This window comes from Austwickia chelonae NBRC 105200 (assembly GCF_000298175.1).
GTDB classification, from domain to species: domain Bacteria; phylum Actinomycetota; class Actinomycetes; order Actinomycetales; family Dermatophilaceae; genus Austwickia; species Austwickia chelonae.
In genome coordinates this window covers 13,564-30,685 of the sequence record NZ_BAGZ01000008.1, presented here as the reverse complement: position 1 = coordinate 30,685, position 17,122 = coordinate 13,564, and the positions used below count along the sequence as shown (strand labels likewise).

At 65.1% G+C, this 17,122-nt stretch carries 13 protein-coding genes and 3 tRNA genes; 6 read left to right on the top strand and 10 right to left on the bottom strand.

Going from position 1 to position 17,122, the window contains the following annotated elements:
• The first annotated feature begins 153 nt into the window (after positions 1–153).
• The gene (locus AUCHE_RS06785; RefSeq protein WP_006502541.1) at positions 154–939 is read left to right on the top strand and encodes a VOC family protein; all 786 of its coding nucleotides are present in this window, start codon (positions 154–156) and stop codon (positions 937–939) included.
• Positions 940–997: 58 nt separating this feature from the next.
• Positions 998–2,209, top strand: a complete 1,212-nt coding sequence (locus AUCHE_RS06780; RefSeq protein WP_006502540.1) for an AMP-binding protein — start codon at positions 998–1,000, stop codon at positions 2,207–2,209.
• Here the strand turns inward: AUCHE_RS06780 and AUCHE_RS06775 are convergent.
• The 8 genes from AUCHE_RS06775 to glyA all read right to left on the bottom strand — a co-directional run bounded on the left by AUCHE_RS06775 (position 2,199) and on the right by glyA (position 12,146).
• Positions 2,199–3,329, bottom strand: coding sequence for an aminotransferase class I/II-fold pyridoxal phosphate-dependent enzyme (locus AUCHE_RS06775; protein ID WP_006502539.1), 1,131 nt, complete (start codon positions 3,327–3,329; stop codon positions 2,199–2,201). The two genes, AUCHE_RS06780 and AUCHE_RS06775, sit on opposite strands and share 11 nt — an antisense overlap.
• 76 nt (positions 3,330–3,405) lie before the next feature.
• Positions 3,406–4,518, bottom strand: coding sequence for an aminotransferase class I/II-fold pyridoxal phosphate-dependent enzyme (locus AUCHE_RS06770; protein WP_245706773.1), 1,113 nt, complete (start codon positions 4,516–4,518; stop codon positions 3,406–3,408).
• Between the two features lie 54 nt (positions 4,519–4,572).
• A complete protein-coding gene (locus AUCHE_RS06765; RefSeq protein WP_006502537.1) occupies positions 4,573–6,147 on the bottom strand; it encodes a sodium:solute symporter family transporter in 1,575 nt (524 codons plus the stop codon).
• A 161-nt stretch (positions 6,148–6,308) separates the two neighbouring features.
• Complete coding sequence (locus AUCHE_RS06760) at positions 6,309–7,628, bottom strand: CitMHS family transporter (protein WP_006502536.1); 1,320 nt, start codon at positions 7,626–7,628, stop codon at positions 6,309–6,311.
• A gap of 157 nt (positions 7,629–7,785) precedes the next feature.
• Positions 7,786–8,451, bottom strand: a complete 666-nt coding sequence (locus tag AUCHE_RS06755) for a histidine phosphatase family protein (RefSeq protein ID WP_006502535.1) — start codon at positions 8,449–8,451, stop codon at positions 7,786–7,788.
• 30 nt (positions 8,452–8,481) lie between these two features.
• Positions 8,482–9,204, bottom strand: a complete 723-nt coding sequence (locus tag AUCHE_RS06750; protein ID WP_006502534.1) for a hypothetical protein — start codon at positions 9,202–9,204, stop codon at positions 8,482–8,484.
• Between the two features lie 85 nt (positions 9,205–9,289).
• On the bottom strand, positions 9,290–10,663 hold the full coding sequence (locus tag AUCHE_RS06745; RefSeq protein WP_006502533.1) for an L-serine ammonia-lyase: 1,374 nt from the start codon (positions 10,661–10,663) through the stop codon (positions 9,290–9,292).
• 208 nt (positions 10,664–10,871) lie between these two features.
• The gene (glyA, locus tag AUCHE_RS06740; RefSeq protein ID WP_006502532.1) at positions 10,872–12,146 is read right to left on the bottom strand and encodes a serine hydroxymethyltransferase; all 1,275 of its coding nucleotides are present in this window, start codon (positions 12,144–12,146) and stop codon (positions 10,872–10,874) included.
• 357 nt (positions 12,147–12,503) lie between these two features.
• Between glyA and AUCHE_RS06735 the strand changes: the two genes are divergently transcribed.
• From AUCHE_RS06735 to AUCHE_RS06725, 3 genes are all read left to right on the top strand, one after another.
• A tRNA-Glu gene (locus AUCHE_RS06735) sits at positions 12,504–12,576 on the top strand.
• A 36-nt stretch (positions 12,577–12,612) separates the two neighbouring features.
• A tRNA-Asp gene (locus AUCHE_RS06730) sits at positions 12,613–12,686 on the top strand.
• Positions 12,687–12,698: 12 nt separating this feature from the next.
• Positions 12,699–12,775: transfer RNA gene (locus tag AUCHE_RS06725), tRNA-Phe, on the top strand.
• A 515-nt stretch (positions 12,776–13,290) separates the two neighbouring features.
• Here AUCHE_RS06725 and AUCHE_RS16575 read toward each other — a convergent pair.
• Together AUCHE_RS16575 and AUCHE_RS06720 are read right to left on the bottom strand one after the other, a co-directional pair.
• Positions 13,291–13,980, bottom strand: a complete 690-nt coding sequence (locus tag AUCHE_RS16575; protein ID WP_162137226.1) for a hypothetical protein — start codon at positions 13,978–13,980, stop codon at positions 13,291–13,293.
• A 43-nt stretch (positions 13,981–14,023) separates the two neighbouring features.
• Positions 14,024–14,713 carry an ABC transporter ATP-binding protein gene (locus AUCHE_RS06720; RefSeq protein ID WP_006502531.1) on the bottom strand — a complete coding sequence of 230 codons (690 nt, stop codon included), beginning with the start codon at positions 14,711–14,713 and terminating at the stop codon, positions 14,024–14,026.
• Positions 14,714–15,475: 762 nt separating this feature from the next.
• Here AUCHE_RS06720 and AUCHE_RS06715 point away from each other — a divergent pair.
• Positions 15,476–17,053, top strand: coding sequence for an alpha/beta hydrolase (locus AUCHE_RS06715; RefSeq protein ID WP_006502530.1), 1,578 nt, complete (start codon positions 15,476–15,478; stop codon positions 17,051–17,053).
• Positions 17,054–17,122: the final 69 nt, after the last annotated feature.

Sequence of the window (17,122 nt, the reverse complement as noted above, 5' to 3'; positions counted from 1 at the left end):
CCTCACTACCCAGACGAGGAGTCGGTCAACCCTTGGTCCTCCCGCCGGGCGCAGAAAGCGTCTCCGCCCTCTTCACCGGGACAACATATCCTTCTAAAGTGCGCATATCACCCGATGGCACCCGACCGTCACGCGTCCTCCCGGAGGAAGAGCATGAGCACTGCGCAGCAGCCCGGACGTCCGATCTGGCTCGACCTGATGACCGATGACGTGGACGGCGCGAAAGCCTTCTACGGAGAACTCTTCGGATGGTCCTTCACCGACCAGGGCGAGGATTTCGGGCATTACCAGATCATCAACCGGGGAGAGGATCTCGTCGGCGGCCTGATGTCCACCTACATGGGCATGGACGGCCCGACGCAGGAGCCGACCGGACCGACTGCCTGGACGGTCTACCTGCGTACGGTCGATCTCGACGCCACACTCTCCCGGACCGGGGCGAGCGGCGCGAAGATCGTGTTCGGTCCGATGACCGTGGCCGACCACGGGCGTCAGGCCATGGTCATCGACCCGGCGGGTGCCTTTCTGGGCTTGTGGGAGCCCCGCCGGATGGAAGGGTTCACCCTGCCGCTCACCCCGGGGACACCCGTGTGGTTCGAGACGCTCAGCACCGATCTCGACAAGGTGATCCCCTTCTACCGGGACGCACTGAACTGGAATATCTCCTGGATGGAGGTACCTCCGGGGGAGAATTTCCGCTATGTCACCAATGGCGCGGGCGAGGAGGCCTGCGCAGGGATCTGTGACGCCTCGGAGCTGCTTCCCCCCGAGGCCGCCTCGCACTGGCGGGTCTACTTCGGGTGCACCGACGCCGACGACACCGTCCGACGGGTCGTCGACCTGGGTGGGAAGGTCCTCTCTCCCCCGCAGGATTCCCCGTTCGGGCGATTCGCCCAGGTGACCGACCCGCAGGGGGCGAGTTTCCTGATCAATGCGTGATCGCGCTGCGGGACGAAGCTCCTGAACATCGTTCAATTCGGGGGTTACCCTGGACGATGTGAGCACCCGCCCCGTCATCGCCTGGCCACCGATCGGCGCCACCGCCGCCGAGGTCGTCACCGACCTGGACATCCTCCACCGTGCCCTCGACGGATCCGGACCCGCGATCGCCACCGCCGGCATCATCGACCCGGCCCAGGTCCCCTGCATCCCCGCAGACGCGGCAGTGGTCATCGGCACCTCTGGGACCACCGGCATCCCCAAACCTGCGCTCCTGCCCGCGAGCGCGCTGCGCATGGGCCGCACCGGCGTCCACGACATCGGCGGAGGCCCCGGCCAGTGGATGCTGGCCGTCCCGCCCTCCCACATCACCGGGCTGTGCGTCATACTGCGTTCCCTCCACGCCGGGTTCCGGCCGATCCCCCTGGCCCCAGGCCGCTTCGACGCCGAAGGTTTCGTCACGGCCACCCGTGAACTCGACCCCCGCGCGGACAGGCACTACACCACCCTCGTCCCTACCCAATTGCGCCGCGTCATGGCCAGCGCCGAAGGCATCGCTGCCGCCCGCGAATACACCCGCATCCTCGTCGGAGCAGCCCCGCTGCCACCCGCCGACCGCGAGACCGCCGAAGCGCACGGCATCCGCGTCCTCGAGGGGTACGGCCTCAGCGAGACCGCAGGCGGATGCATCTACGACGGCCACCCCCTCCCCGGCGCCCACCTGCGTCTCGAAGCGATCCCCGCGGACGACTCTCCCCCGGAGGACGAAGCCAGCGGCCGCATCGTCCTCGGCGGGGACATGGTGGCCCTCGGCTATCTCGACCGCCCCGAACACGACAGGGATTTCAGCACCGATCACACCGGGATGCGTTGGTTCCGCACCCACGACCACGGCCGGATCGGCCCCGACGGCCGGCTACGGGTCATCGGGCGGCTCGACGACCTGATCAACACCGGCGGGCTCAAGGTCGCCCCCACTGTCGTCGAGGATGCGCTGGCCCAGGTCGGAGCGCCCGGTGTCGGCGAAGCCCTCGCCGTGGGTGCACCCGACCCCGAATGGGGCGAGACGGTGGCGCTCCTGGTCGTTCCACCGGCCGGGGAGCCGCTGCCCGCGGTCGCCGATCTCCGGGCAGCGCTGGCCGATCTGTTGCCCGCCCACGCCCTGCCCAGAGTCGTCGTCCGGGTCGAGTCCATCCCGACGACCGGCCCGGGCAAACCCGATCGTGCCCGAGCCCGCCGCTGGCTGGCCTCCGGAGCCCTCAGCTCCTAATCTCCCGCAGGACGCCGACCGCCCACTCCATCTCCTCGGCATTGTGGGAGGCGTGCGCGGTCAACCGCAGCCACGACCCGCCGTCCGGGGTCGACGGAGGACGGAAACATCCGATCCGCAGACCTCGTTCCTCGGCCCGGGCCACCGCGTCCACGGCCTCCTGCGGCCCGGCCGTCGGAGCGGAGAGCACTCCACCGGCCGGGGCCTGCGAGCCCAGCGCCGAGGCCAACAGGGCCGCATTCGCCCGGCAGCGCCCCGGCAGGCCGGGTTCCTCACGCAGCACCCGCAGCGCACCCAGTGCCGCTCCGGCAGCAGCCGGAGCCAACCCGGTGTCGTAGACGAAAGGCCGAGCCGTGTTCACCACGTGCTCACGCACCACCTCGTGAGCGGCGATGACGCCACCCTGGGCGGCCAAGGACTTGGAGAGGGTGCCGGTCAGCACCACATGTTCGCGGCCGGCCAATCCGGCGGCCGCCAGAGCTCCCTCCCCGCTGTCCCCGACGACACCGATGCCGTGGGCCTCGTCGACCAGCAGGGCAGCCCCGTACTCGGCGGTGATCTCCACCAGCTCGGTCAGGGGTGCCGCGTCGCCGTAGACGGAATACACCGACTCGACGACGACCAGGGCGTGCGGGAGGGTACGGTCGGCGAGAAGTTCACGGACATGCGCCGGGTCGTTGTGTCGACTGATGACGACCTGGCCGCGGGCCAGACGGCAACCGTCGACCAACGAGGCGTGCACATGGGCGTCGGAGACGATCAACGTGTCCCGGTCCGCGAGGGCGGTGACCGCGGCGAGATTGGCGTGATAGCCGGTGGAGAGCACCAGGGCCGATGCGGTCCCGGTCAGCGCGGCCAGTTCGTCCTCCAGTCGTCGGTGCACCGGGCTGGTGCCGGTGACGACGCGGGATGCTCCGGCGCCGCCGCCGTGCCGACGCGCGGCGGCAACGGCCTCTTCGACGACCAGCGGGTGGTCGAGCAGGCCCAGGTAGTCGTTCCCGGCCAGGTCGAGCCGGGGCCTGGCCTGGGGAGAGGTCGTCGTCCTGCGCAGCCCGAGGCGGGCGCGTTCCTGCGCGGCGGCGTCCAGGCGGGCGAGGAAGGAACGGGGTGAGGTCGGCACGGGTCCATCCTGCCGGTCGATCGCACTCTGCCGGGCACGGGGCGGCACGAAATCTGTGCCGCCCCGCGAGGCCAGGTCATTCCTGGAAGATCGCCATCCGGCCGATACGGTCGAAGGCCTCGTCGATGCGTTCCTCGTCGACGGTCATCGCCAGGCGCAGATGCCCTTCACCGCAGTCACCGAAGGCGGCACCGGGGAGGGCCAGCACATGTGCTTCCTCCAGGATGCGGTCGGCGACCTCGACGCTGCTCAGCCCGGTGGCGGACACGTCGACCCACAGGTAGATGCTGCCTTGGGGTTGCAGACAGGTCATCCGCGGGGTCTGGCACACCCGCTGATAGGCGTGCATCACCCGGGAGCGGTAGTGCTCGCGCAGAGCGGGCTGGATCTCGTGGCGCAGGCGGAGGGCGTGCAGCGCCGCCCGTTGGGAGATCGAGGGCGCGGTGAAAACGGCGTTCTCGTTGACGTCCTTCATCACGCGGGCGATCTCGGCGGGGGCGAGCGCGTATCCGAGCCGCCATCCGGTCATCACGTAGTCCTTGGACATCGAGTTGAGCGTGATCGTGCGTTCGGCTGCGCCGGGGATCGTCACGAAGGGCCGGAAGGGCTCCTGGTAGCTGAAGACCGTGTAGATCTCGTCGGCGATCACCACGAGGTCGTGGCGTTCGGCGATCGCGGCGATGGCTTCCTCGGTACTGCGGGTCAGGCAGGCCCCGGTCGGGTTCGAAGGGGTGTTGAGGATGATCGCCCGGGTGCGTTCGGTGATCACGGCTTCCAGGGCTTCGGGACGGATCTGGTAGGCGTCCTCGGCCGAGGTCTCCAGGATCACCGGCACTCCCCTGGCGAGGCGGACCTGGTGAGGGTAGGGCGTGAAATAGGGGGCCACGACGACGACCTCGTCCCCGTCGTCGAGGATGGTTTCCAGGGCGAGCCACATGCCGTGACAGGCCGAGGTGGTCACCATCACTCCTGCCGGGTCGTGGTGGTACCCGTATTCCTCCTCGTAGAAGCGCAGGATCTCGGCACGCAGTTCCGGGTCGCCGTAGGTGTCGGTGTAGTGGGTGTGTCCGGCGTGGGCGTCGGCGGCGGCCGCGTCGATGATGCGCGGATCGGTGGTCAGCTCCGGGTCGCCCAGGCTGAAGTTGATGATGTCCTCGAACCGTCGGGCTCGTTCGACGGAACTGCTCATCGGGGTCGAGGGGACGCCGCTGTAGCGCGATGAGATGAAACGTTCGCTCACTGGTCAGCCTTCGGTCTTCGCAGGTGTGGTGGCCTTCTCGACCTCGTCGACCCGGAGGTTCGGCGTGATCTTGGCGCGGTCGGTCATCGTGAAGACGATGTAGACGACCAGGCCGACAGCCATGCCGACCATGATGGGGTAGTTACCGCCGATGGCCCACTTGACACCCTCTTCTGCGCCGAAAAGTGCTGTTGCTTTTCCTGTTTCGCCGAAGATCATTGATCCGGCGACGCCGCAGAAGCTCAGGGCGAGCGAGATCAGACCGGCCTTCGGGCTGACCTTGCGCAGGAAGAAGGTGGCGATGACCGGGACGAACACACAGCCGGAGAGGAAACCGTAGGCGAGGTCGAGCGCGGCGAAGATGTTCTCGATCACCATGGCCAGCCCGATCACGACCAGCCCGATCACGAAGGCGATGACCCGGTTGATCCAGATGTCGCCGGCGTCGCCCTCGGGGTCGCGCTCCACGGCCGAGGTGCTCAGCGCCTCCCGGTCGTCGGCCGCCGCGGCGACCTCGGCGTCGCGTTCCTGACGGACGAAACGCAGGAAGATGTCGTTGTAGACCACGGTCGAGCAGGCCAGGATCGTCCCGGAGGCGACCGACATGGCCGCAGCCATCGCGGCGGCCAGCAGCAGGCCGGCCAGGCCCTGGGGCAGGAACATCATGACCCCTTCGGAGAAGGCCTGCCCGGTCTGTTTCTTGCCCAGTTGGGTGCCGGCGGCGAGAACGGCCATCCCGAGGAGCACGGCGGCCAGGCCGTAGACGATGGAATAGATCCCGGCGATGATCGTGCCCGTACGGGCGATCTTCTCGTTGCGGGCGGTGAACATGCGCTGCCAGATGTCCTGCCCGATCACCAGACCCGGCACGTAGAGCAGGATCCAGTAGAGGGTCCCGTCGAAGCCGAGTGCGAACGGGTCCCAGTGGGTCGACGGGAGCTTCTCGACCATCCCGGAGAGCCCGCCGACCTTCGGGCTGGCCAGCACGAAGATCGGCACCAGGATCATGATGCCCAGGGTCTTGATCACGAATTGCACGATGTCGGTCAGGGTGACCGCCCACATGCCGCCGAGGAAGGTGTAGAAGACCACGACCGATCCGCCGACCAGCATGGCGATCTTCAGATCCCAGCTGAAGATGCTGGCCAGGATGTCACCGATGGCGATGACCTGGACGACGGTCAGGGCGATCGTGTAGACGATCGTGAGCAGCGCGCCGAGGACACGGGCGTAGACGCCGTAGTTGCGTTCGATCACCTCGTTGATCGACAACGCCCGCATCCGGGACAGTTTCGAGGTGATGAGCAGCCCCAGCAGGATGAGCCCCAGGCCGAGACTGCCGCCGACCCATATTCCGGCGATGCCCGTCTCGTAGCCTTTCTTGGCGCCGCCGACGGTGACCGCACCGCCCACCGCCATGGCAGCCATGCATCCGAAGAAGAGCGGAAAACCCAATCGTCGTCCGGCGAGGAGGTAATCGTCGCGGCCTCGGGCGATCGTCACCGAGTAGAGACCGATTCCGAGCATCGCCAGTCCGTAGACCGCGATGACCACATAGTCCAAGGGCGCCAAGCTCATGGCCGCTCCTGCCAACCTTGCCCGCCAACCGGATTCACCGGGACGGGTCTGTCGTGCGCGACGATCGTCACGCGTCCGCCGACTCCGGCAACGGACGTCTCATGCTTGCATATGTATTCATCATGCATCGCAATATCCACCATTCAGACCAGGTGAGCAGGTCACAGCGGCACTCCGCCGAAGACCGCGATGCTCCCCAGGAAGATCACGAAGGTCCCCGTCGCCCACAATGCTGACTTCCGTTGCCAGGCACCCATGTCCACCCCGGTCAGATGCAGGAGCAGGTAGATGAAACCCACCAGCGGGCTCAACAGGTGGAAGGCCTGGCCGGTGGTGGAGGCCACGCCGATGTCCAAGGCGCTGAAGCCGTAGGTCTGCCCGGCCTGGGCGAGGATCGGCAGGACACCGAGGTAGAAGGCGTCATTGGACAGCAGGAAGGTGCCCGGCACCGAGGCCAGCGCGGTCACCAAACCCCAGTGTCCTCCCATCGATTCCGGGACGGAGGTCGCCAGGGTACGGCCCATCGCGTCGGACATCCCCGTCCCGTTCAGGATGCCCATGAAGATCCCGGCAGCCAGCACCATGATGATGACGTGCATCGCGTTCGCGCCGTGGATCTCCACGATCCGGCGCTGGTCGGCCAGCTTGCCGTAGTTGATCAGCAGGGCCACGGCGAAACCGACCTGGAAGATCACCGCCGAGGCGACCTTGGGCACCGGGCCGATACCGCCCAACACCAGGAAGACCATCAGCACCACGGTGAGGGCCAGGTTGAACCAGATCAGTCGGGGACGTTTCAGGTCCTGGTCCTCGGTGTCCGCGGCCGGTGACAGCGCGTTGATCTCCTCGTCGGTGAGCTCCACGATGCCCAGTCGGCGACGTTCCGCGCGTCCCCGGATCACGGCGACCACCAGCACCCAGACGGTGGCCAGGATCATCCCCGGCAGGATCCGCCGCAGCAGCTCACCCTCGTCGACCTTCAACGCCGCGATGATGCGCGCCGTCGGGCCGCCCCAGGGCAGCAGGTTCATGATCGAGTTCGACAGGATCACCAGCACGGCCAGGTCCATCATCTTCATCCCCAGCCTGCGGTAGACCGGGATCATCGCCGAGCACACGATCATCGTGGTGGTGGAACCGTCGCCGTCGACGGAGACCACCGAGGCCAGGACGGCGGTGCCCACCAGCACCTTCAACGGGTCGCCCTTGACGATCCGCAGGATCCAGTGGACCAGCGGGTCGAAGAGACCCGCGGTGATCATCAACCCGAAGTACAGGATCGCGAAGAGCAGCATCACCGCGGTCGGTGCGACTCCCTTGATCCCGGCCAGGCCGTGTTTGCCGATGACCTCGGCGAATCCGGCGACCGCTGCCACCACGATCGGTGACAGGACGAGTGCCGTGAACGGCGATGTCCGTTTCGTCATGATCAGGGTCATGAACACCGCGACGATGATCAGTCCCCACCCGGCGAGCCCCATCGCTCCTCCTTCTAGGCTGCGCCGACACACGGGACATCGAAGAGGGGGTCCAGGTTTCGGCGGATGTCTTATGGCGCGACATCCTGCGTCTCCTGGCGGAAGACCTACAGGCGTCGTCCTCCCCTCGGCCGACGTGCTCCGACGGGGAGGACCACGATCATTCCAGGGCCGATTCCGGCGCTCCGGTCGGGTCTGCAGGTGCCTCGCCGTCGAGATGTTCGCCACCGAGAGGATGCTCTGACCAGCAGGTCATCTCCCATCCGCGGCCCGGGTCTCCGTCGAGCACGACCATGCCGGTATTCCGTAGCCACCGCTGCGCAGCGAACTGGGCGTCGACATTGTCGGCACGCATCGCGGCATAGGCCCGGATGACCGCCCCGTGGGCGAACACCGCCACGGTCTGCAATCCTTCGTCGGCCGCTTCACGGACCAATCCGTCGCACCGGCCGACGACCTCATGGCCGTTCTCCCCGCCGGGCATCCGTCGGTCCGGATCGGACGGCCAGGAGAAGACGGTGTCGATATAGGTCAGCAGCGCCTCCTCGTCGGTGCGCATCTCCAGGTCGCCGGCGCAGACCTCCCGGAAACCGGGGTGGATCCGGGCGACGAGACCTCGCTCCTGGGCCAAGGGCGCCGCTGTCTGCTGGGTCCGGACCAAGGGCGTGACATACAAGGCGTCGAGTCTTTCCGACCGCAGGGCGGCGGGGACAGCTTCGGCCTGGCGACGACCCAGTTCGGTGAGCGATGCCCCTGGCACGGCCGTGTCCAGGGCGTGGAGCACATTGGAGGAGGTCTGTCCGTGTCGGATCAAGAGCAGGCGCATGGCGTCATCCTCGCATCCGACCGGCCGGGATCACTTCTGGTAGATCTGCCCTGCCGTCGGTGCGGGAAAGGCCGGGACGGCGTTCCAGGAGGAGAAGGACAGCGTGCCCAGGGCTGGGGACGAGACGTGCAACAGTTCGCCCTTGCCGTCGGCGGAGACGACGATCTTCGCCTCCCCGTCCGGGACCTTCTGCGTGACCACCCAGGTGGAACGGCCTTGCTCGTTGCCCTGGGTGAGAGTGGCCGCGGCCTTGCTGATCTGCTCGGGACCGGGTGAGGTGAAGTGCTCCAGGAGCTTACGGGCGTCCATGGCCTCGACCTCGCCGCTCTTCGTGGTCGGCGCCTCCAGGTATTTGCCGACCACGACGACGGGGAGACCCATCGCGGTGGCGGTGGCCTGGTCCAATGGTTTGACCCAGGTCTTCTTGCCCACGGTGAGCACTTCGACCCATTGGCCTTTCTGTTTCACCGAGGACTTCCGGTTCGTCCCGTCGACCATGCCGGCCACTTCCAGGCGCATCTGTTCGCCCTCGTGGCTGAGTTCTCCACTGATACGGACCGAGCTCGCCGAGCGAGCCGCGTTGCCGGCCTGGGTGAGCAGAGCGTCCACCGCGGGCTGTCCCGGCGCGGACGATGTCGCTCCTGCAGGTTCTTTCGGTTCCTCGGAGCTGCCGGGCAGCCCGCCCACGCAGGCGGACAGGGAACAACACAGCAGTACCCCGACGAGGGCGGTACCTGAGCGGTGAAACTTCATGGGCTGGGATCTCCGGAGCCGACGACAGGTCCATGCCATCGTGACAGAGCCGATGGCCCTCCCACGACGGCACGGACCCCGGCGGTCAACACTCGATGATGTTCACGGCCAGGCCGCCGCGAGCCGTTTCCTTGTACTTGTCCTGCATGTCCTTGCCGGTCTCCCGCATGGTGGCCACCACCTTGTCCAGGCTGACCAGGTGCATACCGTCGCCGCGCAGCGCCGTCCTGGCGGCGGCGATCGCCTTCACCGAGGCGATGGCATTGCGTTCGATGCACGGGATCTGCACCAGACCGCCGATCGGGTCGCAGGTGAGTCCGAGATTGTGTTCCATACCGATCTCGGCGGCGTTCTCGATCTGCGCCGGCGTGCCGCCCAGCACGGCGGCCATCCCGGCGGCCGCCATCGAGCAGGCGGAGCCGACCTCGCCCTGGCAGCCGACCTCGGCACCCGAGATCGAGGCGTTCTCCTTGTAGATCATGCCGATCGCTCCGGCGACCAGCAGGAAGCGGATGACCCCTTCGTCGTCGGCGCCGGGCACGAAGGTGCGGTAGTAGTGCAGCACCGCCGGGATGATGCCCGAGGCCCCGTTGGTGGGCGCGGTGACGACCCGCCCACCGGCGGCGTTCTCCTCGTTGACCGCGAGCGCCCACAGGGTGACCCAGTCCATGCCGCGCATGGGGTCGGTGCTGTCGGCTTCGAGCCTCAGGCGCAGGGCGAGTTCGGGGGCGCGGCGGCGGACGTGCAGGCCACCGGGGAGGATGCCTTCGGTGACCAGCCCGTTGGCGACGCAGTCTTTCATGACCTGCCAGATCTGCAGCAGGCCGGTGCGGATCTCGTCCTCGCTGCGCCAGGCTTTCTCGTTCTCCCAGACCATGCGGGAAATGGAGAGTCCGGATTCGGCGGCCTGGGCCATCATCTGGGCGCCGGTGCGGAAGGGGAAGGGAACGGGGGTCTCGTCGGTGACGACTTTCTCGTGGCCGTAGACGCGTCCGTCGACGACGAAGCCACCGCCGACGGAGTAGTAGGTGCGTTCGGTGAGTTGGGTGCCGTCGGCGTCGAAGGCGGTGAAGGTGAGGCCGTTGGGGTGTGCCTCCAGGGTGGTCAACGGATGGAGGACGAGGTCGGTGTCCATGTCGAAGGAGAGTTCCTTCTGCCCGTACAGACTCATCCGGCGGCCGGTGCGGACCAGGTCGACCTTGGCGGACACGGCTCGCGGGTCGACCTCTTCGGGGATCTCACCGAGCAGGCCGAGGATGACGGCGGTGTCGGTGCCGTGGCCACGCGCGGTGGCGGCGAGGCTGCCGTACAGGTCGACCTGGACCCGGGTCACCTTGGCCATCCGGTCGTCCTTGGCCAGGGCCTGCTGGAAGTACCCGGCGGCCCGCATGGGACCTACCGTGTGTGAACTGGACGGGCCGACCCCGATGGAGAACAGGTCGAACACGCTCAACGCCATGACATTTACCCCTTCAGGTACCCGCGGTCACTTGCCGCGGCCCCTTCAAGGGTAGTCCGGTTCGCCCGTGTCCATCCGGGACCCCTGGCCCCCTCTGGACGCTTGTCCGGGGCGGCGATGTCGCAGGTGGGGGCGCGGATCGTTCGTTGTGGGGAAGGCTTCGGCCGCCCTTGTCGAGGAGACTTGGGCGGCCGATGTTTTCCCCGACTCAGGCGGTCAGGGAGGGGTAGAGCGGGTACTTCGTCGCGATGGCCTCGACCCGCTTGCGCAAGGATGCGGCCTCGTCGTCGCCGAGCTGGGGGTGGAGTGCGCCGGCGATGATGTCGGCGACCTCGCGGAAGTCGTCCTCCTGGAGCCCGCGGGTGGCCAGGGCCGGGGTGCCGATCCGCAGGCCGGAGGTGACCATCGGCGGGCGGGGGTCGTTGGGGATGGCGTTGCGGTTGACGGTGATGCCGATGCGGTGGAGCTGGTCCTCGCCTTGTTTGCCGTCGAGTTCGCTGTCGCGCAGGTCGACGAGCACCAGGTGGACGTCGGTGCCTCCGGAGAGCACCTTCACGCCGAGTTCGGCCATGTCGGGGCGGGAGAGTCGTTCGGCGAGGATGCGTGCCCCGTCGAGGGTGCGCTGTTGGCGTTCGGCGAACTCGGGGGTTGCGGCGACCTTGAAGGCCACGGCTTTCGCAGCGATGACGTGCTCCAGCGGCCCCCCCTGCATGCCGGGGAAGACTGCGGAGTTGATCCGCTTGGCGATGTCGGCGTCATTGGTCATGACGACGCCGCCGCGCGGCCCGCAGAGCGTCTTGTGGGTGGTGGTGGTCACGATGTGGGCGTGCGGCACGGGGTTGGGGTGCAGGCCTGCGGCGACCAGGCCGGCGAAGTGGGCCATGTCGACCAGCAGGTAGGCGCCGATTTCGTCGGCGATCCGGCGGAATTCGGCGAAGTCGAGCTGGCGGGGGTAGGCGGACCAGCCGGCGATGATCATCTTCGGGCGGTGCGTCTTCGCGAGGTGTTCCACCTCGGCCATGTCGACCCGGCCGGTCTCGTCGACGTGATAGGCAGCGACCTCGAACAATTTGCCGCTGTAGTTGATCCGCATGCCGTGGGTGAGATGTCCACCGTGGGCGAGGTCGAGCCCGAGGATCGTGTCGCCGGGCTGCAGCAGGGCGAAGTAGACGGCGGTGTTGGCCTGCGCGCCGGAGTGGGGTTGCACATTGGCGTAGGCGGCACCGAACAGGCTCTTGAGGCGATCGATGGCCAGTTGTTCGACCACGTCGACGTGTTCGCAGCCGCCGTAGTAGCGGCGGCCGGGGTATCCCTCGGCGTACTTGTTGGTGGCCACGGAGCCCTGGGCCTGCATCACGGCGACCGGGGCGAAGTTCTCCGAGGCGATCATCTCCAGCGTCGTCTCCTGGCGGTCGCGCTCCGCGTCGAGGGCGGCGGCGATCTCGGAGTCGACAGCGGTGAGCGGCGAGTTCAGGAGATTCATAGTCAAATCCTCGCATGTCCGGTAGGGCCGATGTCGGCCGCTCGACCGCCGGGGTCGACGGCCGGAGAGTCGACGTCGCCCCGCGGGCACGGCTCGGGAGGGGGGTTCGCGCTGTCAGGTGAGGGGTTGTCGGTCGTTCGTGAAGAAATTCGAGGCTGTTTCTCCGGGGTGGGACGCCTTCGACGCTCTTTTCGGGCAATGCTTCCTCTGGCAAAAGCGCAGTTCAGAGCCTTGGCGCCAGCTCGCTTTGGAGTTTCGGTCAACTGTCGCATATGCTTTCGAACGTCCTCGACGGAACCGAGCGCGGCTCGCAAGACGCCGGCGGGCTCTGTGCGGACAGATGTAAAACCGCATAAGGTCCCCATCGTCTAGCGGCCTAGGACCCCGCCCTTTCACGGCGGTAGCACGGGTTCGAATCCCGTTGGGGATACGCAGTAAGTAAGGTCAAGCAGTACCCTCTTTACGAGGCCCCGTAGCGCAGTTGGTTAGCGCGCCGCCCTGTCACGGCGGAGGTCGCCGGTTCGAGCCCGGTCGGGGTCGCTCATGATGCAAGGCCAGGTAGCTCAGTTGGTACGAGCGTCCGACTGAAAATCGGAAGGTCGGCGGTTCGACCCCGCCCCTGGCCACCACCGAAAGCCCAGGCAGAAGCACTTCTGAACTGGGCTTTCTTCTTTTCTCAGTGCGTGGCCATCGGCCCGTTTCTTGACCCTCAGTGACCGTGAAAACACTTCTATGCCCTGAGCAAGGGCACAAGGATCGGCTGAACGGGCAACGCGAGCTATCGGACCGCTCGCTCGCGGCTTTCGATGTGACCCGGGGAGCGGTGGGGGTGAGCGAAGCGCCGCAGACCGTCCCGGATGCGCCCGTCGTCGTCAACCGCAGGCTGCCACACTCCTTCGAGGACGAATGTGTACAGGTCGGGGGTATTGCCGGGCAGGTCATCCGCTCGAATAGGACAGAACACAGCTGTGGCAGAACCACAGCAGTTGCTGGATACTGCCGACACCATAGGTGGGATCAACACCTTGCGACCTGGACAGGCCGGGTTGACCCCGGGCAGCCAGCGCAGCCTTGACGGTGCGCGACTTGAGGCGACCGATCAGCTCACCTGTAGTAGCGATCGAAAACTTCGAGTTCAATCGCCTCAGACTTTTAGATAGTTGTGCTTTCGTTGAGCCAACGACCAGGCGAAAAACCACGCCGCAAGGCCGAGGAATAGATTACAAAGCAGCGAAATGGTTTGTAAATACACTTGATCCTTCGCGCCAATAAAAAATATTTGAACTATTCCATAGTAGCACGAAGTAATATCGGCTCCACCTCCGGCTCCGAGAATCCACGACAAGACAGAGGCGACACCTTCCGCAAACTTTGCACCAGCAACCAATATCGCCGCTTGAGTTACGATAAAGAGACCCCAACATAAGCCTCGAAGAGTATTGCGCTCAACAACCAGTGGCTTTAAGGCAAGAATAATCAAAATCATCAAACCTGAGCCAGTAAGGAGCGAAACCGCCTTCTGCCCCAATTCGAGCACGATCGCCAACCCCGTGGCGCGCATCGAAATGGCATAAGGAAGATAGCCAACGCCATATCCAAAAAGGGCGAAACTGCATACCGTCATCATATTGATGGACAGGACGCGCCATCGTGAGGCTGGCGCTAGGAGTTGCAAGCGATCGTCTACCAAGCCAACCAAACGAATGGGGAAGTCCAAAACGTATACCCCAACAGCAACAGAAAGGAGAAGAATCGAGACTCCGAATACTTGTTGCCCTTGTAGACCTTTCCAGAATGCACCACAGAGACCAGCTGCAAGAAACAGGGCAGCCATGGGCGCTAAGGCGCGAGCATGCAGCAATGCAACCAGTCTTGAGCTATTCATAGCGACCAATCACCTTCTTATACACCGACTCCAAACCGCCAGATTCCTGGCATTTCAGCTCCGCAGTGGTCCCGGCAGCAACAACGCGCCCATTGATGACAAGTACTGCGGCGTCGAATATGCGCTCGACATCCTGGATCAAGTGGGTGCATAGCAGCAGTGGAACACCCGGAGCCCTGTATTCTTGAACCATGTTCAGGAGGTGGTCGCGCGTCAGTGGGTCCACTCCGGCAAGAGGCTCATCAATGAGATATAAACTAGGCTCCCTAGCTAAAGTCAAGGCAAGATGGAGTCGTTCGGACATGCCCTTAGACAGGGTCTTTACGCGCCGCCTAGGGTCAATGACAGACCCCTCCAGGAAACGCCACGCAACGTCCGTTCTGAAATCCGGGTACCAGTGCTCGAACAACTCTATGCACTCCACGACGCGCAGCCAGGGGTAAAGGTACGGTGAATCAGGAAGGTATGCGACATCCTTCCTCGCTGGAACAGATACAGATCCAGAGTATCTTTCAATATCACTGCACAAGACTCGCGTAAGCGTAGTCTTGCCTGCACCATTGGGACCGAAAAGGCCGACCACCCCGTCGCTTGCCCGCATCGAGAGATCTAGCCCATTGAGAGCAACCGTGGACCCGTAGGACACTTGCAATTGTTTTATATTCACTATCACGTCGCTCATAGTGGCCTAATCCAGCATATCAACATAGTTGAAACCCTTGCGATCATACATGCCAAGAAAGTTAGGGATTAAACGTGAGTTATGGGCATGGAAACATGCCCGCGCAGATTAGCAAGAGGATCCATGCAACCGTTGTCAGATTAGCAAAGAGCCCCACTCCGTGGCATGTAATTTGACGATCCACAACGAGGAGAAGCACCGGGTCCAGGTGAACACAGACCGCAGGCAGAACTCGATGGTTCAGTTTGAACCCACACCCCACCAGTAGTGCGGCCCTGGCACGGCAAGTCGCTTCACGAAGGCCGTACGTCGATCAGCCAGCCTTGCCCCTTCCTGCGGCCGGTGCTGGGCATGGCCGTCAACGATGGGATCTTGGACCGCAACCCGTGTCAGATGCCCGGTGCGGGCTACCGCAAGACCCCTGAGCAAGGCATCGGCGCCCTCGCGCAAGTGGCCAGGTTGGTCGAAGCGGTCACGCCCCGCTACCGGTCCGCCGTCGTTCTGGCTGTCTGGTGCGGCTTGCGACGCGGGCAAGCGCACGGTGACGGTCCCGTCGCACGTGCTGCGCCTGCTGGGCGAGTGCGCCCGCAAGCATGCGAGGACGAAGCTCTTCTTCGTCGGTCGTGGCGGACAGCGGGCACGGGGGAATGCGATCAGCCAACACTGACAGAGCGCAATTCCCCACAACCGCAGAGCAAACCAGGAAATTCTCTGAACGCGGCTACTCTCATCTGCGAAAACAGTGCCGCAGAGGAGCGAGCCATGGACCACATCTCATCCAGCCCGCGCCGGCGGGCACCACATCTCGTCAGGGCTGCCGCTCTCGCCACCGCCCTGACCCTGTCCACCGCAGGGTGCATACCAGCCTCCCTCCTGACCACCATGTCATCGGAGGGCACGGCGCGCGGGAAGCAGCACACCACACAAAACCCGCCCACCGGCTCGGAGAACCTCGCGAAGTTCTACTCACAGTCACTGTCGTGGGAGAAATGTGACAATCTTCAATGCGGGTGGATAGAAGTACCGATCGACTACAGCGATCCCCTCGGAGAAACCCTGAAACTTCGGGTACGGAAAGCGCCCGCCACCGGCAGCGCACGCGGCACACTCTTCGCAAGCAATGGCATCAACAGCATCACCGGTCTCAAATTCTTGAAAGAAGTCGACAGTAATGTCACTCCGGAAGTGCGTAAGGCCTACGACATCGTCGAAATAGACCACCGCGGAACCGGCCAGTCCAACCCCATCATCTGCCTCGACGACGCCGACATGGACTTCCGCTACGGGAGCGACCCCACGCCGGAAACTGAAGAAGAAGCGCGCATCGGCAATGACATCTACGCCAAATTCGCCCAAACCTGCAAGAATAAATACCCCAAAGTCCTGCCCCACGTCTCCGCACTCGACGCGGCCAAAGACATGGACATCGCCCGAGCTGTCATGGGCGAAAAACAACTGAACTATCTAGGGCTCGACTACGGCACCTACCTGGGTACGATCTACGCCGACCTCTTCCCTACATATGTCGGCCGTTTCGTCTTCGACCTGGCAATTCCCCCGGACCTGACCAACAAAGAGATCATCCTCGCCACCGCCGCAGCACGCGAAAAAAACACCCAGGACTACGCCCGCCACTGCATCACCCAAGGCAACTGCCCGCTCGGCAGCTCCCCCGCAGCGGTGTCCGCGCAGCTGAAAAATTTCGTCACCCTCAGAGAGAAGGAACCGCTCCCCGTCAGAAACGACCCGCGGGTGAAAGAACTCACCGAAGGGTGGGCGCTCATCGCCGTCTTCGCCGGGATCTTGTCCTCGGAACGGTGGAACCCGCTGACCGAAGCCATCCGGGCAGCCCAACAGGGTGACGGGACCTCGCTGTTCCAGATCGCCGCCGCCTGGGTCGGCCGGAAGGACGGCCGCTACCCATCCGGCGACGACCAGACCGCACACGCAGTGGAATGTCTGAACCGAGACTCTCCGATGCCCTCCGAGGACGAGCAGACGGCCGGTGAGAAAGAGCTCATGCAAGCCTCCCCCACCTGGGAAAATACGTTCTCAATGATCCCCGTCTGCGAAGGCTGGCTGGTCCCGCCCAAACTGACGCCCAAACGCGTCACCGCCAGTGGAAGCAACCCCATCCTGATCGTCGGCTCCCCCCAGAACCCCATCTTCCCCTACGCATGGTCCGAACGGCTCGCCCAACAACTCGACCACTCCCGCCACATCCGGCACGAAGGTCACGTCAGCTCCGGATACCCGAAGAAAAACACCTGCGTCGACCGGACGGTCGACGACTACCTGCTCAACAGCAAAGCACCCGAACAACGCCAGACCTCCTGCTGACTCGCCGCACAAGGCCTCCAGCACCCGGCCCGGAGCGGACCGACAGCGCCACCAGGCCCCACGGCCACC

Bases quoted from the DNA above. Each gene is read 5' to 3' on its own strand.
- AUCHE_RS06785 (WP_006502541.1), top strand. From the start codon at position 154: ATGAGCACTGCGCAGCAGCCCGGACGTCCGATCTGGCTCGACCTGATG.
- AUCHE_RS06770 (WP_245706773.1), bottom strand. From the start codon at position 4,518: ATGAGCAGTTCCGTCGAACGAGCCCGACGGTTCGAGGACATCATCAAC.
- AUCHE_RS06765 (WP_006502537.1), bottom strand. From the start codon at position 6,147: ATGAGCTTGGCGCCCTTGGACTATGTGGTCATCGCGGTCTACGGACTG.
- AUCHE_RS06760 (WP_006502536.1), bottom strand. From the start codon at position 7,628: ATGGGGCTCGCCGGGTGGGGACTGATCATCGTCGCGGTGTTCATGACC.
- AUCHE_RS06755 (WP_006502535.1), bottom strand. From the start codon at position 8,451: ATGCGCCTGCTCTTGATCCGACACGGACAGACCTCCTCCAATGTGCTC.
- AUCHE_RS06750 (WP_006502534.1), bottom strand. From the start codon at position 9,204: ATGAAGTTTCACCGCTCAGGTACCGCCCTCGTCGGGGTACTGCTGTGT.
- AUCHE_RS06745 (WP_006502533.1), bottom strand. From the start codon at position 10,663: ATGGCGTTGAGCGTGTTCGACCTGTTCTCCATCGGGGTCGGCCCGTCC.
- glyA (WP_006502532.1), bottom strand. From the start codon at position 12,146: ATGAATCTCCTGAACTCGCCGCTCACCGCTGTCGACTCCGAGATCGCC.
- AUCHE_RS16575 (WP_162137226.1), bottom strand. From the start codon at position 13,980: ATGGCTGCCCTGTTTCTTGCAGCTGGTCTCTGTGGTGCATTCTGGAAA.
- AUCHE_RS06720 (WP_006502531.1), bottom strand. From the start codon at position 14,713: ATGAGCGACGTGATAGTGAATATAAAACAATTGCAAGTGTCCTACGGG.
- AUCHE_RS06715 (WP_006502530.1), top strand. From the start codon at position 15,476: ATGGACCACATCTCATCCAGCCCGCGCCGGCGGGCACCACATCTCGTC.